The sequence below is a fragment of the Coralliovum pocilloporae genome (assembly GCF_030845175.1).
Lineage (GTDB): Bacteria > Pseudomonadota > Alphaproteobacteria > Rhizobiales > Cohaesibacteraceae > Coralliovum > Coralliovum pocilloporae.
Genome location: NZ_CP132542.1, coordinates 381,805 through 396,898 on the forward strand (window position 1 = coordinate 381,805; position 15,094 = coordinate 396,898).

At 56.4% G+C, this 15,094-nt stretch carries 14 protein-coding genes; 7 read left to right on the forward strand and 7 right to left on the reverse strand.

The features are described 5' to 3' along the window. Positions 1 to 11 precede the first annotated feature (11 nt). The 5 genes from RA157_RS01885 to RA157_RS01905 are packed head-to-tail and all read right to left on the reverse strand — an operon-like array spanning position 12 to position 4,833. Positions 12 to 1,631, reverse strand: a complete 1,620-nt coding sequence (locus RA157_RS01885; RefSeq protein ID WP_350334789.1) for an NTP transferase domain-containing protein — start codon at positions 1,629 to 1,631, stop codon at positions 12 to 14. Next, positions 1,628 to 2,335, reverse strand: coding sequence for an XdhC family protein (locus RA157_RS01890; RefSeq protein WP_350334790.1), 708 nt, complete (start codon positions 2,333 to 2,335; stop codon positions 1,628 to 1,630). The genes RA157_RS01885 and RA157_RS01890 overlap by 4 nt, the downstream gene beginning before the upstream one ends. Continuing rightward, positions 2,332 to 2,652, reverse strand: a complete 321-nt coding sequence (locus RA157_RS01895) for an XdhC family protein (RefSeq protein WP_350334791.1) — start codon at positions 2,650 to 2,652, stop codon at positions 2,332 to 2,334. The genes RA157_RS01890 and RA157_RS01895 overlap by 4 nt, the downstream gene beginning before the upstream one ends. After that, positions 2,639 to 3,907, reverse strand: a complete 1,269-nt coding sequence (locus tag RA157_RS01900) for a vWA domain-containing protein (RefSeq protein ID WP_350334792.1) — start codon at positions 3,905 to 3,907, stop codon at positions 2,639 to 2,641. The genes RA157_RS01895 and RA157_RS01900 overlap by 14 nt, the downstream gene beginning before the upstream one ends. Beyond that, positions 3,904 to 4,833 (reverse strand): AAA family ATPase, encoded by a 930-nt coding sequence (locus RA157_RS01905; RefSeq protein ID WP_350334793.1) that lies wholly within the window; start codon positions 4,831 to 4,833, stop codon positions 3,904 to 3,906. Before RA157_RS01905 ends, RA157_RS01900 begins: the two co-directional genes overlap by 4 nt. A gap of 251 nt (positions 4,834 to 5,084) precedes the next feature. Between RA157_RS01905 and RA157_RS01910 the strand changes: the two genes are divergently transcribed. From RA157_RS01910 to RA157_RS01925, 4 genes are all read left to right on the forward strand, one after another. Next, positions 5,085 to 5,555, forward strand: coding sequence for a BLUF domain-containing protein (locus tag RA157_RS01910; RefSeq protein ID WP_350334794.1), 471 nt, complete (start codon positions 5,085 to 5,087; stop codon positions 5,553 to 5,555). Between the two features lie 154 nt (positions 5,556 to 5,709). Continuing rightward, positions 5,710 to 6,141, forward strand: coding sequence for a hypothetical protein (locus RA157_RS01915; protein WP_350334795.1), 432 nt, complete (start codon positions 5,710 to 5,712; stop codon positions 6,139 to 6,141). A gap of 141 nt (positions 6,142 to 6,282) precedes the next feature. Continuing rightward, positions 6,283 to 7,392: a branched-chain amino acid ABC transporter substrate-binding protein gene (locus RA157_RS01920; RefSeq protein WP_350334796.1), complete on the forward strand. Its 1,110-nt coding sequence runs from the start codon at positions 6,283 to 6,285 to the stop codon at positions 7,390 to 7,392. Beyond that, positions 7,389 to 8,405 carry a P1 family peptidase gene (locus RA157_RS01925; protein WP_350334797.1) on the forward strand — a complete coding sequence of 339 codons (1,017 nt, stop codon included), beginning with the start codon at positions 7,389 to 7,391 and terminating at the stop codon, positions 8,403 to 8,405. Before RA157_RS01920 ends, RA157_RS01925 begins: the two co-directional genes overlap by 4 nt. A 12-nt stretch (positions 8,406 to 8,417) precedes the next feature. Here the strand turns inward: RA157_RS01925 and RA157_RS01930 are convergent, their stop codons facing one another. Further along, the gene (locus tag RA157_RS01930; RefSeq protein ID WP_350334798.1) at positions 8,418 to 11,921 is read right to left on the reverse strand and encodes an indolepyruvate ferredoxin oxidoreductase family protein; all 3,504 of its coding nucleotides are present in this window, start codon (positions 11,919 to 11,921) and stop codon (positions 8,418 to 8,420) included. A gap of 159 nt (positions 11,922 to 12,080) precedes the next feature. Here RA157_RS01930 and RA157_RS01935 point away from each other — a divergent pair, with 159 nt between their 5' ends. Beyond that, positions 12,081 to 12,554, forward strand: coding sequence for an Lrp/AsnC family transcriptional regulator (locus RA157_RS01935; protein WP_350334799.1), 474 nt, complete (start codon positions 12,081 to 12,083; stop codon positions 12,552 to 12,554). 91 nt (positions 12,555 to 12,645) lie between these two features. Next, a complete protein-coding gene (rpe, locus tag RA157_RS01940; protein WP_350334800.1) occupies positions 12,646 to 13,332 on the forward strand; it encodes a ribulose-phosphate 3-epimerase in 687 nt (228 codons plus the stop codon). Between the two features lie 2 nt (positions 13,333 to 13,334). Here the strand turns inward: rpe and RA157_RS01945 are convergent, their stop codons facing one another. Then, complete coding sequence (locus RA157_RS01945; protein ID WP_350334801.1) at positions 13,335 to 13,610, reverse strand: hypothetical protein; 276 nt, start codon at positions 13,608 to 13,610, stop codon at positions 13,335 to 13,337. Positions 13,611 to 13,782: 172 nt separating this feature from the next. Here RA157_RS01945 and purB point away from each other — a divergent pair, with 172 nt between their 5' ends. Further along, complete coding sequence (purB, locus tag RA157_RS01950) at positions 13,783 to 15,090, forward strand: adenylosuccinate lyase (RefSeq protein WP_350334802.1); 1,308 nt, start codon at positions 13,783 to 13,785, stop codon at positions 15,088 to 15,090. The last annotated feature ends 4 nt before the right edge of the window (positions 15,091 to 15,094 follow it).

Consider the following 15,094-nt stretch of genomic DNA (forward strand, 5'->3'; position numbering starts at 1 on the left):
CATTCTGTTTATCAGGTTTCTTCGATCCTGGCCCCGGCCTCAGCCGCCTGTTCCGGCGTATCAATATCGATGACAACGCCTTCATCACCACATTCAAGCTCTATGACCGCATCCGGATAGGCCTTGAACAGTGCCCGCGCACCCTGATCTCCGGACAAGGTCTGAAGTTCAGCAAAATATCGTCTTGGCCACAAAACCGGATTGCCCCGCTGCCCATTGAAATGCGGCACAATGATCGCAGTATCCGCAGCCGGGTCCCGTTCCAACAGAATCTTGCGGATTGTCTCCGGCGCGATAAGCGGCATATCGGATAGCATGATCAATACGGCCCCCACATCATCAGGCACAGCCGCGATACCCGCAGCAACGGATGTTGAAAGACCATCAGCGAACCGGTCATTATGTGCAAACCGCACATCCCGGTCAGGAACCGCCGCCTTAATCCGTTCTGCATCATGACCGGTGACAACAATCAGTTCGTCTACGCCGCCTCGCCTGACCACATCAAGCGCCCGTCTGATAAACAGCTCACCGCGATAATCCGTCAGAAGCTTGTTGGCCTGCCCCATTCTGCGGGATTGCCCGGCAGCAAGGACAACAGCCGCCACTCGAGGCAACGGCCTGTCCGCTGTCCGCTCCCGCCTCGGCTGTGGGCGTGATGTGATTTCTTTCAAGAGTCCACCAACCCCCATAGCCTGAATATCTTCCTGTCCCACTTCAAGCCCCGCCAGCATTCGCTCAAGCACCCAGTCAAAGCCGTTCTCCTTTGGAGAGCGAGCACACCCGGGCGCCCCAATCACCGGCTTGGTTCCAAGTCGGGCCGTCAGGAGCAGGTTGCCCGGATCAACCGGCATGCCGAAATGGACGATCTCTCCCCCCGCCTGTTCGATGGATGAGGGAACCACATCGGCACGGTCGACAATGGCGGAAGCGCCAAAAACGATGATCATGTCATGGTCTGCATCCGCATCCCGGATGGCAGAAGCCACATCATGCTCCCTGTGAGAGACGCGAAACTCACGCCCCAGGCGGGCACCCAGCATTGACAGACGGGATGCCAGAACCTGTCTCGTCTTGTCCATGACCTTATCCGTCATGCCTGGCAGAACGGTAGCAACGAGTCCAACCCGCAATGGTCTGAACGGCTGAATAGAGAACCCGCGAGAAGCCTCTGCCAGGGCCTCAGCCCTGGCAATCAGGGCCTCGGAAACAGCAAACGGAATAATCTTGATTGTCGCGGCAATCTGACCTTCGGAAGCCCGGTCGAGCGGTTTGAGTGTTGCTACGGTAATGGCCGGGTCAAGCCTGTTGATCTCGTTGATCGTCGCCTCATCAAACTGCAGAAGGCCACTCTCGGATGCGATCAGGTTACAGCGCCCTGTAAACGGCTCTTCCTCAAGGCATCCATCTCCGCAAAGGGCATGAGCCAGACGCCGTGCTGCCTCATCTTCATGACAATCGCCAGCTTCGAGCAGCGCGACAACCACCTCATCAATCCCAGCGCGGTCAAGACGGCCAAGCGCTTCTCTATCCAGTCTGTGCCCCTTTTTAAGCGCACCGTCTTCAAGACGCACTGAATGAGCAAGAATGCCACCCTCAGCCTCCGCCAGGCGAACCGGGCCAAACTTCATATGCCCTGCCCTTTCTCAGATTTCGCCCCGCGCAGACGCAGGATAACCTCTGCAAGAACAGACACTGCAATCTCGGATGGGTTGGAGGCCCCGATATCCAGTCCGATGGGCGCATGAATACGCGAGAACGCATCTTCACTGACGCCCGCTTCCTCCATACGGATCTGCCGCTTGCCATGGGTTTTCCGACTGCCCAGCGCCCCCACATAGAAACAGTTCGCTTCAAGCGCCGCCATCAGAGGCATATCGTCAATTTTGGGGTCATGCGTCACCGCAGCCAATGCGGTGTATGGATCAAGTCCCAGACCCGGAAGCACCTCATCAGGCCAGTCCGCATATAATGGAAAACCCTCAAAGCGGTCCTCTGTGGCAAAGGCCGTCCGCGGGTCGATAATTGTCACATCCAGTCCGGCAATCCGGGCCATCGGAGCAAGAGCCTGCGAAATATGGACCGCCCCAATCAGAACCAGACGCGGTGCCGGGACATGCACGGCAAGAAAGACCTGTTCACCACCGGCCAGATCAGCAAGACCTGATTTCCCACTTCTGAAGAACCCGTCGAGCGCACTTTCGGCAAGGCCGATATCCTCTCCCGGGCGAACCAGAGACGCAGCACCACCGTCGGGTCTGCTGACAAGCGCGATGGGCTCCCGTCGGGCTCGGGCTTCGTTCAGTTCTCTGATGAGTTCAGCGGAAACACTCATAGCGTCACCTTTTCCACCAGAACCCGAATACGTCCACCGCAGGACAGCCCCACTTCCCAGGCGGTTTCATCGGCAACGCCAAACTCGAGCACTTTGGTTGTTCCGGTCTCGATGACGTCAATGGCTTCTGAAATCACCGCCCCCTCCACACAGCCGCCAGAGACGGAGCCTTCGAAATTACCTTCGGAATCGATTGCCAGATGGCTCCCAACGGCGCGCGGTGCCGACCCCCAGGTTTCCAGAACCGTCGCAAGAGCAACAGATCGCCCTTCCCTGCTCCAGGTTTCTGCAATCATCAGCGGATCATGCCTGTCCATGGACCTCTCCTCCAGTCTTCGCGTCAGAAGGCCTTATACCAACGGGCCTTAGCCATTGCTTTGGGTCCCTGACAGCCGTTGTCTCGCCCGACAGAGCCGCGCACAGATCTGCCATGGAATTCAGGGAATGGATCGGACGGAATTCATCCACATGAGGCAACATCATGCGAATGCCTTGCGCACGCGCCTCAAAAGCTTCGAACCGCAAAAGCGGGTTCAGCCAGATAAGCCGTCTGCAGGATCTGTGAAGTCGATCCATTTCTACAGCCAGATCCTCATCCGTGTCCCGCTCAAGACCATCTGTGAACAGGATGACCGTTGGCTTCTGGCCCAGAACACGGCGTGACCAGTCCCGGTTAAACCGATGAAGCGCTGTTGCAATCCGGGTTCCGCCCGACCAGTCCTCAACAGCAGCTGAGCAGGCATCCAGTGCCTCATCGGGATCCTTTGCCTGCAATTGCCGGGTAATATTGGTCAACCGTGTGCCAAAGACAAAACTGTGAACCTTGCGTCCGCGCAGCTGTAACATGTGCAGAAAGTGCAGGAAAATACGGGTGTATTGCCCCACCGATCCGGAAATATCACACAAGGCGACAATCGGCGGATGCGTTTCGGTTTCCGAGCGGAAATGCGGGATGACCAGATCACCGCCCGACCGCATCATATGTCGCACGGTCCTGCGCATATCAAAACGCCGGCCATTCGACGACGGCTGAAACCGTCGGGTGCGAACAACATCACTGGGCAAAGCCAGTTCGCTGATCGCCTGTCGCGCATCGTCCAGCTCCGCAACTGTCATCTGTTCGAAATCCTTGGACTGCAGGATTTCCTTGCCTGAGACCGTGAAGCGCGCATCAACCTCCAGATCCGGTTCCGGCAGTTCCTTTTGCTGATCCTGTGCCTTGAGCAAGGCCTCCGCCGCACGCGCCGCCCCCGCCTTCTGTTTTTCAGCCCGGGATGGATTTGCCACCGGAGACAGAATTGAGATCATCTTTTCAACAAGGCCACGGCTGCGCCAGAAGAGCTCAAACACCTCATCAAAGACAGCCCGATGATCGCGGCGTTTGACGAAGACAGACTGCAGCACCCAGTAGAGATCATCCCGTGATCCAATCCCTGTCATTGTCAATGCGTTCACCGCGTCGACCACATGTGCCGGTCCCACAGGAAGCCCGGCCGCACGCAGGGCACGTCCGAAATAGGCGACATTTTCAGCAAGCCGCCCGCCATTGGTCGGGGCCGTCTGTTCGGTCATTCCACCCCGTCCAGATCCTTCCGGATGTCGGTCAGGATTTCATTGATCCGGCTGCCTTCCATACGGGCGATATCATCCTGATACTTGAGCAGCACACCCAATGTGTCGGAAATCACATCCGGGTCCAGAGCCAGCTGATCCAGTTCCATCAGGGCTGTAATCCAGTCGAGCGTTTCAGCCACGCCCGGATTCTTGAACAGCTCTTCATCCCGAAGCCGCTGAACAAAAGCAACCACTTCCCGGCTCAGCGTCTCTCCCGCACCCGGACACTTGGCTTCCACGATTGCCAGCTCCCGCTCGGCACTCGGGTAATCAACCCAGTGATACAGGCAGCGCCGCTTCAAGGCATCATGGATCTCACGGGTTCTGTTAGTGGTAACAATCACAAGAGGCGGCTGTTCCGCACGGATCGTCCCAAGCTCAGGAATGGTGATCTGATTATCTGACAGCACCTCAAGCAAAAATGCCTCAAATGCCTCATCGGTCCGATCAAGTTCATCAATCAGAAGCACGGGCGCACCCTGGGTCTGATCCTGTTCCAGCGCCTGTAACAGCGGACGGCGGATCAGAAATTTCGGATCATACACATCCCGCGACAGGCTCTCCCTGTCCTGTATACCGCTGGCTTCCGCTGCCCGGATTTCGATCATCTGGGCAGCATAGTTCCACTCATAGACAGCGGATGCGATATCCAGTCCCTCATAACATTGCAGGCGGATCAGACGACGCCCCAGACATTGCGAGAGAACCTTGGCAATTTCCGTTTTCCCGACACCCGCTTCCCCCTCCAGAAACAGCGGACGTTTCATGGTAAGGCTCAGAAACAGCACGGTTGCCAGTGATCTGTCGGCAATATATCCGGCTCCGGCCAGAAGCGAGAGCGTTTCATCAATGGATTTCGGCAAATCTTGCGCCGTTGTGAGCATCAGACTGGTCCCGCCTCATCATTACATCACCTCCTATATAGGTGACCCGGTTCTCTTATGGCAGAGGATTTTCCGTCCACGCCCGAACCTTCATCCATGATGTATTCAGGTAGTCCTATTTATAGTCAATAAGACCTTTCGGCCATGATCTCAGTAAGCTTTTGACAGTTAACGAATTTTCCAGAGATTGCACTTACCTTGTTTCAAGATGTTATCTAATCGGATTAACTTGAGAGACGAGAGCACGCGAAATGTATCTCTTCAGACTTGTTTATTACAGCCGCAATACCGTAGCGACGACGAACAAATCCGCTTTCAAGGAAATCAAATCAATTCTGGATGCTGCCGCCAGAAACAACACGCGCGACGGCATTACGGGTGCGCTGCTGTTCAACAACATCTTCTTCGCACAGGTGCTGGAAGGAGATCGTAAGGCTGTCACAGAAACATTCTGTCGGATTTCCAGAGATCAGCGTCACAGTGATATCGTTATTATGAGCGCAACGCCTGTTGACGTCCGCATGTTTGACCAATGGTCCATGGCATTTGCCGGACGTTCTGATACAGCCGATAAGCTCTATGTTCGCTTTGGCCTGTCTTCTGAGTTCAACCCGGCCAAGATGACATCCGAAAGTCTTGTTGCTTTCATCCAGGAGATGGCGCAGTGCGAAGAGCATGTGGCGCATGCAGGCACGGACAAGGCAAAAGCCACCGCCGCATAACATCAAAACGCATCAGTATTTCATTCAGCAACCGCCCGTTTTCAGAGGCATTCTGACAGCGGGTTGAATGCTGTCCAAAAAAGATTCGAAAAAACTTTGAACCTTTTTCCGTCCTCCGTCGACACATGGTCAGTTCAAGGCAATGGAGGACATCATGACCAGCACATTCAAGAAAACCGCAACCGCACTCGTCGCCGCTGTAATGCTCAGCACATCCATGGCATCAACCATGACAACCACTGCAGAAGCAGGTTACCGCAGCCATCATCGTCATCACGGCCACAGCAACGCCGGTCGTGCAGCAGCAATCGGCCTGGCAGCAGGCATCGGCATCGCCATCCTCGGCTCAGCATTGGCAGCCAAGAAGGCACGCCCCAAATACGGCACCAGCGAATATGCCTGCATGCGGGCCCGTCAGTGGAAAGAGCTTGTCGACTCAGCCCGCGATATCCTGAAGCGTGACATTCGACTGCAGCGCCGCTACGGCGGAAACGAAGCAAGCGTCCGGTTCTCAAGACAGGAATTGAAGCGCCGACAGAAAGAACACAGACGTTGGGTTCGCAAGTGCCGCGCCCGTCTCTACTAAGAGACAGAAAGACCTCAACCACCCCAGCAAACAGCCGCTCAAACGAGCGGCTGTTTTCTTTTGTCTTCGGAAAGGGTCATTGACCTTTCAGGTTCATCGGACAACAATCCGGCCAGCTTTCAGATTCCGGACCCATTATCCATGGCCATCAGGCATATCACACGCTCTTTCTTCGCCCTCCTAACGGTGCTCGTGAGCTTCAGTCTTCCAACGCAGGCTCAGGAAACCCTGCGCGTTGGCCTCGCAGCCCCAATGAGCGGCCCTTTCCTTGAATTCGGCAAGCAGATGGAAAACGGCATTAATCTGGCCGCGGAAACCGTCAAAGAACGCGGCGGTCCTGATATCGAGCTGGTGATTGCCGATGACAAGTGCACCCGCGACGGAGCAAAGGCTGCAGCCAATCAGCTTGTCGGTGCCAGGGTCGATGTGGTGATTGGCCATGTGTGCTGGGGAGCGTCTGTTGAGGGTGCCCGCATTTATGCGGATGCAGATATCCCGCAGATATCACCAGCAACCCGTCACCCGAGCTTCACAGATGAGGCATTTGGTAAGCCGGGGCTGAGATTCCGCCTCACCGGTCGCGACGACCATTTCGGCCGGATTGCCGCCGACTATCTGAAAACACTCAGCATCTCTGGCCGGGTAGCTGTTCTTCACGACAACAGCGCCTTCGGCAAGGATACGGCCACACGCCTGAAAGACGCGCTGGAAACTGCTGGCACACGCCCTGCCCGCTTTGAGGCCTTTCAATCGGGCCTCAGCGAATATGGCAGCCTTGCCATCCAGCTTGAAGCGGATGCGATTGATGTTGTCTTTCTTGGCTCCTATCACGCAGACGCCGCCTTGATCGTCAAAGCATTGAAGGAACGCGGGGTGGCTATCAGCGTTGTTGGCGGCGATGCGATCCTCGTCGATGACTTCCTGCTTCAGGCCGGAGACACGGCTGAGGGCATTCAGGCAATTGCCGCACCTGATCCGCGCCAGCTTCTGACCGATCCGGATCTTCTTGCGACTTTCAAGGAGAAAGATATCGAAGCCTTTGCCCTGACTATCCCTTCTTTCGTCGCCGTAGAACTGATTGTAAGTGCCCTATCTGCCAATCCGGCTGATCTTGCAAAGGGACTCCTAGAAACGGAGCATGGAACTATACTCGGCCCGATCCGGTTCGAGCAGAATGGTGATTCAAACCTGCCGAGTTTCGTCCCCTATGTCTGGCGGGACGGGGCGTTCCAGCATAAAGTCGGACCATGAAAACCGGCCCTCTCAATCTAATCACTGATGTGGACGGCCTTTTGGTCGGAAATGCCGATGATGCAGACCTGAAATCCGGCACAAGCGTTATTCTGCCAGATCAGCGATCCGTTGCAGCCGTGCATGTTATGGGTGGGGCACCTGGCACGCGGGAAACCGACCTCCTCAGCCCGGAGCAAACCGTTCAACATGTGGATGCGCTGGTGCTCTCAGGCGGCTCAGCGTTCGGTCTTGATGCCTGCAGCGGCGTACAGGCCTGGTTGCGGGAGCAGAACCGCGGTTATCCTGTGACCGATACGCTCAACATCCCTATCGTACCAGGCGCAATCCTGTTTGACATGCTGAATGGCGGCAACAAGGGTTGGGGATTGTATCCGCCCTATCGCGATCTTGGTTACAAGGCAGCTCAGGCTGCCTCACGCCATTTCGAACTCGGCTCAACAGGTGCCGGTGCAGGCGCAACAACAGCCAATATCAAAGGCGGGCTCGGCTCTGCATCTTCTGTGTCAGAAACAGGCCATACAATTGGCGCGCTGGTTGCCGTCAATGCGCTCGGGCAGGCCACAATTGGCTCGTCAGGTCATTTCTGGGCACATCCGTTCGAAATCGACAATGAGTTCGGCGGGTTCTGCGCCCCTCACCCTTCGCCGAAGGATCAGGCACACATCAAGACCAAGCTTGATATGCAAAAGCCCGGGGCCAACACCACCATTGCGGTAATCGCCACAGATGCCATTCTGACAAAGTCGGAGGCCAAGCGGTTGGGCGTCATGGCGCATGACGGTTTTGCCCGCGCGCTCTGGCCCGCGCATACCGTCCTCGACGGGGATCTGATTTTCGCTCTGTCGACCGGGAAAAAGCCTCTCGACCAATCCGCCGGAGCCATGGTGGAACTGGGAGCCCTTGCAGCCAGCACAATGGCCCGCGCCGTCGCCCGCGGTGTCTATCATGCCAGCGCAGACGCAACGGACAATCTGCCAACCTGGCAAAACCGGTTCGGAACCCGGCTCTAAGATCAAGACCCGCTACTCGGCAGCTTCCATCAGATGCGGCCCATCCTCATGGTTGATCCGCTCTGCTTCCAGCCTGTTCAACAGGGTCAATCGCCGTTTTGCCGCTTTCTCCATAACCTGTTCCTTGACCGGTCCAAAGCCACGGATAGCATCCGGAACACGGGCAATCTCGGCCAGAAGGCCATAGGGCACCGGTCCGTCCAACTCGGCCAGAATAAGCTCAACATCGGACAGATAGGTTTCAATCAGCGCCCGTTCCGCCTTGCGCTCTGCTGTATGGCCAAACGGGTCATACCAATGCCCGCGCAAACCCTTCAGACGAGACAGCAGACGAAATGCACCGAAAACCCAGGGGCCAAATGCCCGCTTCTTCGGCCGACCACTTACAGGATCAATCGGAGACAGAAGCGGTGGGGCCAGCATCACGCGTATCTTGCTCCGGGAGGAGAACTGAGCTGACAGCGCCTCTTCAAAGGCTGGATCAGCATAAAGTCGAGCCACCTCATACTCATCCTTATAGGCCATCAGCCGGTAGAGGTTCTCCGCCACCAGTCCTGTGATGCGCAAACCGCCATGAGGCTGAACTTCATCCATGCGGCGAACACGTTCTACAACGTCACGGAACCGCCGGGCATAAGCTTCATCCTGATAACCAGTCAGCTCTTCACCCAGGAATGCGATACGTTCATCCAGCCCCATCTCGGCAGGCTTTTCACGGACCGGGATCTCATTGAGCAAAGCCTCCGGACGGCTGAACAGCACGCGCCCTGCATGGAAAGCACGAATGTTCCGGTCAATGGCTGCCCCGTTCAGCCGAATAGCCATCTCGACTGCATCCAGGGTCAACGGCAGAACGCCGCGCTGATAGGCCATGCCTACCAGAAGCATGTTCGTATAGATGGCATCTCCCAGCACCCGCTCCGCCACTTGAGCCACATCATGCAGAACCAAGTCACGGGTTGCTTCTCTGAGGGTATGCGACAGTTTTTCCTCGTTGAAGGACAAGGTCTGCTTGATGGTAAATTCAGCTGTCGGCGTTACATGCCCATTGGCGACCGCAACGGTCTTCTCATCATTCAGAAGCATCAGCGTTTCCGCACTACCCGCAACAAGCAGGTCTGATGCAAGCAGGATATCGAGGCTCGCAACAGGAATGCGTGGTCCTTGTATGGACGCCCCCTTGCCTCCAAACCGGATCTGCGAGGTCACCGGCCCGCCTTTCTGCGCCAGACCGGTCATATCAAGCGTTGAAACATTCACGCCATCCACATGAGCCGCCATGGCCAGAACCGCAGCGACAGTCGTCACGCCCATGCCACCGATACCGGTGATCAGCAGATTGACAGTCTCCTTGAGTTCCCGTTCCCTGATACGGGGAAGGTCAGCAGCCAGCGCAGCAATATCCAGCCCGTCACCCTTATCTGACCGTTTCAGTTCGGCATCGTCCACCCAGACGAAGGACGGACAGAAGCCCTTAACGCAGGAATAGTCCTTGTTACAGCTCGACTGATTGATAGCTCTCTTCGTGCCATGGTCAGTCTCAAGCGGTTCGAGCGACACACAGTTCGACTGGACCGTGCAATCGCCACAACCTTCACAGACTTTCGGATTGATAAACAGACGTTTGGGCGGATCGTCATGCAGTCCCTTCTTGCGCCGACGACGTTTTTCCGCGGCACAGGTCTGGTCATAGATGATCACCGACACACCCGGATAGGCCGCACAGTCAGCCTGGACCAGCGCCAGTTCATCACGATCATGAACAGGAACGTTCGGAGCAAGCAGAGAGGAGCCTGTGAACCGCTCCGGCTCTTCTGAGACCACACAGATTTTCTCAACACCTTCTGCGGAAACCTGGCGGGTAATCTGCTCAACACTCAACGGCCCATCATGGGCCTGGCCGCCCGTCATGGCCACCGCATCATTGAAGAGGACCTTGTAGGTCACGGGAACCCTGGCAGCCACTGACTGGCGGATGGCGAGAATGCCGGAATGGTAATAAGTCCCATCCCCCAGATTGACAAAAGCATGTCCATCCCGCTCAAACGGGGCCTGGCCAACCCAGTGAACACCTTCACCGCCCATGGCCACCAGTCCATCTGTGACACGACCGGACAGCTCTGCCATGGCATGGCAACCAATACCGGGCATGGCCCGGGCGCCCTCGGGCACCACGGTGGATGAGTTATGCGGGCAGCCGGAGCAGAAATACGGGGTCCGTTTGGCTGTATCCTGATGAGCATCAGCCCAGACCGCCTGCTCTTCAATCCGTTGCGCGACGGACCGGATAGCATCATCACGGGCCAGTTCAGGCATGAAGCCCAGCAGAGCCGGAACCAGTTCAGCCACAGACAGGTCACGGATTGAGGGCATAAAGGGCGCGCCATCCGGTGTTGCCTTGCCCCAGATTTGCGGACGCTCATCAGCGGACCAGTGATAGGCAATATCCTTGATCTGCGGCTCCATTAGAGCCCGTTTGTGTTCAACCACCATCAGCCGGTCGAGGCCACGGGCGAAGTTTGAGAAGCTGACATTCTCAAGCGGCCACGGCATGGCGACCTTATAAAGTCCGATCCCAAGCTCCACCGCCCGTGCATGACCGATCCCAAGCACTTCAAGCGCCTGACGCAGATCCCGATAGGCCTTGCCGGTGGCAACGATGCCAAAGCGAGGCCTGTCTGAACCGAACCGGATCGCGTCCAACCTGTTTGCACGCACGAAAGCTCTAGCGGCAGGAAGCCGCAATTCACGAACCAGAACTTCGTTTTCAAGGCGTGTTGCTAGACGTACCGGCCTGTTCTGCTTCGCCGCAAGTCGCGGATCATGGTGCGCACGCGGCAGATTGACCGCCAACCTCTCGGGATCAACAGAAACAATACCCGATGAATCCATCGTGTCGGCAAGCGCAATCAGGCCAACCCAGAGGCCGGAATAGCGGGAGAGCTCAAGACCAAGCAAACCATAATCAAGCACATCCTGAAGGTCAGCAGGATTGAGAACCGGAATTTCCGCATCCATCAGAGCAAATTCACTCTGGCAGGTCATGGTAGAGGATTTGGCCAGATGATCATCGCCGCAAATGGCAAGGGCTCCACCCTTGGCCGATGACCCACTTACATTGGCATGCTTCAGGGCATCACTGGCACGGTCAACGCCGGGTGCCTTGCCATACCAGATACCGAACACACCATCATAATCGCTGCCGGCTCCGGCTTCGCCAACCTTCTGGGAACCCCAGACAGCCGTCGCACCAAGCTCCTCATTCACACCCGGCTGAAAGACAATATCCAGCTCATCCAGATGAGCCTGTGCAGCCTCTAACTGTTGATCAAACCCACCGAGCGGGGACCCTCGATACCCTGAGATGAAACCACCAGTGTGGAGGCCAGCCAACCTGTCGAGACGGGCGCGATCCAGCGCGACCCGGACCAGCGCCTGAATCCCGGTGAGATAAACTGAGCCATTTTCCCGAGCATATTTGTCGTCGAGCGTGATACGCTTCGCAAACGCATTCATGCTTGCCTCCTCAGTCATTCGCGGGCTGTTGTTCTGCCTCTGCGAATGTCAGCATGGTTGACCTACATAATATTTTGGTCCTTTTCCGGGGAATTTCCTGTGCTATTGTTGCTCAAGAAACCCCTTTAGGAGGAACAGCCTTCCGCTGTTTTGGGAAAATTGGAAAAAAACCTTCTCGACCCCTCTGATATTCGAATCCTCAGAATCCTGCAGAGAGACGCCTCTCTTTCCATCGCCGAAGTGGCCCGCCAGGCAGGAACATCCCAGACACCCTGCTGGCGACGCATCAAGAAGATGAAGGAGACAGGAATCATCCGGCAGATTACAGCCGTGGTTGATCGCGAATCTGTCGGCCTCAATTTTGTGGCCTACACCTTCGTCAAGCTGGGTCTTCCAAACCGGGAAAACATGGAAGAGTTTGACCGGCTGGTCCATCACTGGCCGGAAGTGGTCACCTGTGAACGCATTACGGGCGCGGTTGACTATCTTCTGAAAATTGTTTCGGACGACATCAAGACCTATGACGACTTCCTCCGCCTGAAACTGCTCGACAATCAACTGGTCAGCGACGTTCAGTCCCGGATCGTGGTCAACACCGTCAAGGACACGACCAACCTGCCCTTACGCGAATGAAAGAGCGGGAGACCATCGGCACATCTTGTTCTCACTCGTCAGCTATGCTAGCTGCGTGGCATTCTTGTCCCATTGCCTGGAAGGATCTCCCATGGCTCGCCCGCTTCAGATTGCCCCATCCATTCTCGCCTCCGACTTCGCCCGTCTCGGTGATGAGATCAAGGCTATTGATGAAGCAGGATGCGACTGGATCCATGTGGATGTGATGGATGGTCATTTTGTGCCCAACATCACCATCGGCCCTGATATTGTCAAAGCCATCCGGCCCTATACCGACAAGGTCATGGATGTCCATCTGATGATTGCCCCGTGCGACCCTTATCTGGAAGCCTTCGCAAAGGCAGGCTCGGACATCATCACGGTCCACGCCGAGGCAGGCCCTCACCTGCATCGATCCCTTCAGTCAATTCACGCACTTGGCAAGAAAGCCGGTGTCTCCTTGAACCCTGGCACCCCTGAAAGCGTTCTCGAATATGTTCTGAACGACGTGGACCTCATTCTCGTGATGAGTGTCAATCCAGGCTTTGGCGGACAAAAGTTTATCCGGGAATCGGTCGACAAGGTCCGCCGCATCAAGCAGATGATTGGCGATCGCCCGATCGATATCGAAGTCGATGGCGGCGTTACAGTGGAAACCGCCCCGCTGGTGGCTGAAGCTGGCGCAAATGCTCTGGTCGCCGGGTCAGCCGTTTTCAAGGGCGGCACCCCGGATGACAACAGCGTCTACAAAGACAATATCGCAGCAATCCGGGCTGCAGCGGAAAACGTTCGCGGCTGATATCAGCTCGCAAGCTTCAGCGGCAGGTCTACCGGTGTGTAATTCGAGACCGGGCAAGGCCTGTCCAGCCATTCCCAGAAACTGACATTGATCTTCAGGATACAACGGGCCATGCGAGGGCCCTTGTTTGTCTTGATACAGGCTTCCTCACCCACCTTGTAGTAGTTGCCATAATTCTGGCAGCGGCATTCGGGATATGGGTGTTTCTTCTTGGCAGCAGCCTCTGCAATGGGCATGGAAAGCGCCAGAGAGAACATCATGATCAGGATGTGTTTCATCGCCAAACCTCCCTTCATGCGGCCATTATGTCAGATTTTGAAACAAAAAGCGCCTAATTGCTGCAGGAAGGCCCGTAAGGCTCATTGAGTCTTGCGACAAGCTTTGCTAGACGAGGCTCAAATTTATTCCAACAGTCGAACGACCTTCCCGGTCGTGGTGAAAGGAACCACGATGATCCCTCGTTATTCTCGTCCGCAAATGGCAGATATCTGGTCACCGGAATCAAAGTTCCGCATCTGGTTCGAGATTGAGGCGCATGCGCTGGATGCGCTGGCCGAACTCGGCGTCGTTCCAAAGGAAGCCGCAGAAACCGTTTGGGCCAAAGCCAGGGATGCAGAGTTTGACGTGGCCCGGATTGATGAGATTGAGCGGGAAGTCAAGCATGACGTCATCGCCTTCCTCACCCATCTGGCCGAGATCGTTGGCCCCGAGGCCCGCTTCGTTCACCAGGGCATGACCTCATCTGATGTTCTGGATACCTGCTTTAACGTTCAGTGCGTCAAGGCGGCAGACCTGCTGCTTGAAGATCTGGACGCTCTTCTGGCTGCGCTGAAGCGTCGGGCTTTCGAACACAAGATGACCCCGACCATTGGCCGGTCCCACGGCATCCACGCCGAACCGGTCACCTTCGGCCTCAAAATGGCCCAGGCTTATGCCGAGTTTGATCGCTGCCGCACCCGCCTTCTGGCAGCACGTGAGGAAGTCGCCACCTGCGCCATTTCCGGTGCGGTCGGCACCTTCGCCAATATCGACCCCCGCGTGGAAGAGCATGTTGCTGAAGCCATGGGCCTGAAACCTGAACCGGTTTCAACCCAGGTCATCCCCCGTGACCGTCACGCAATGTTCTTTGCGGTTCTCGGCGTTATCGCCTCTTCTGTCGAACGCCTGGCCGTCGAGGTTCGTCATCTGCAGCGGACAGAAGTTCTGGAAGCGGAGGAATATTTCTCTCCGGGCCAGAAAGGCTCATCCGCCATGCCGCACAAGCGTAACCCGATCCTCACCGAAAACCTCACCGGTCTGGCCCGCATCGTACGCGGCATGGTCACCCCAGCCCTTGAGAATGTTGCTCTCTGGCATGAGCGGGACATCTCCCATTCCTCAGTCGAGCGTATGATCGGCCCGGACGGAACCGTGACCCTCGACTTCGCTCTTGTCCGCCTCACCAGCGTTGTCGACAAGCTGGTCGTCTATCCTGAAAACATGCAGAAGAATATGGACAAGCTCGGCGGCCTTGCTCATTCCCAGCGCGTTCTGCTGGCTTTGACACAGGCCGGAATTTCCCGCGAGGATTCCTACCGTCTTGTTCAGCGCAATGCCATGAAGGTCTGGGAACAGGGTGCTGATTTCCGGGCTGAACTGAAGGCTGATCCGGAAGTCTCCGCTGCCCTGACCGATGCTGAGATCGACGAGAAGTTTGACCTCGGATACCACACCAAGCATGTGGACACGATCTTCCGTCGCGTCTTCGGTGAGAGCTGATATC

Bases quoted from the DNA above. Each gene is read 5' to 3' on its own strand.
- RA157_RS01930 (WP_350334798.1), bottom strand. From the start codon at position 11,921: ATGAATGCGTTTGCGAAGCGTATCACGCTCGACGACAAATATGCTCGG.
- RA157_RS01925 (WP_350334797.1), top strand. From the start codon at position 7,389: ATGAAAACCGGCCCTCTCAATCTAATCACTGATGTGGACGGCCTTTTG.
- RA157_RS01895 (WP_350334791.1), bottom strand. From the start codon at position 2,652: ATGGACAGGCATGATCCGCTGATGATTGCAGAAACCTGGAGCAGGGAA.
- RA157_RS01905 (WP_350334793.1), bottom strand. From the start codon at position 4,833: ATGCTCACAACGGCGCAAGATTTGCCGAAATCCATTGATGAAACGCTC.
- RA157_RS01910 (WP_350334794.1), top strand. From the start codon at position 5,085: ATGTATCTCTTCAGACTTGTTTATTACAGCCGCAATACCGTAGCGACG.
- rpe (WP_350334800.1), top strand. From the start codon at position 12,646: ATGGCTCGCCCGCTTCAGATTGCCCCATCCATTCTCGCCTCCGACTTC.
- RA157_RS01900 (WP_350334792.1), bottom strand. From the start codon at position 3,907: ATGACCGAACAGACGGCCCCGACCAATGGCGGGCGGCTTGCTGAAAAT.
- purB (WP_350334802.1), top strand. From the start codon at position 13,783: ATGATCCCTCGTTATTCTCGTCCGCAAATGGCAGATATCTGGTCACCG.
- RA157_RS01920 (WP_350334796.1), top strand. From the start codon at position 6,283: ATGGCCATCAGGCATATCACACGCTCTTTCTTCGCCCTCCTAACGGTG.
- RA157_RS01885 (WP_350334789.1), bottom strand. From the start codon at position 1,631: ATGAAGTTTGGCCCGGTTCGCCTGGCGGAGGCTGAGGGTGGCATTCTT.
- RA157_RS01890 (WP_350334790.1), bottom strand. From the start codon at position 2,335: ATGAGTGTTTCCGCTGAACTCATCAGAGAACTGAACGAAGCCCGAGCC.
- RA157_RS01915 (WP_350334795.1), top strand. From the start codon at position 5,710: ATGACCAGCACATTCAAGAAAACCGCAACCGCACTCGTCGCCGCTGTA.
- RA157_RS01945 (WP_350334801.1), bottom strand. From the start codon at position 13,610: ATGAAACACATCCTGATCATGATGTTCTCTCTGGCGCTTTCCATGCCC.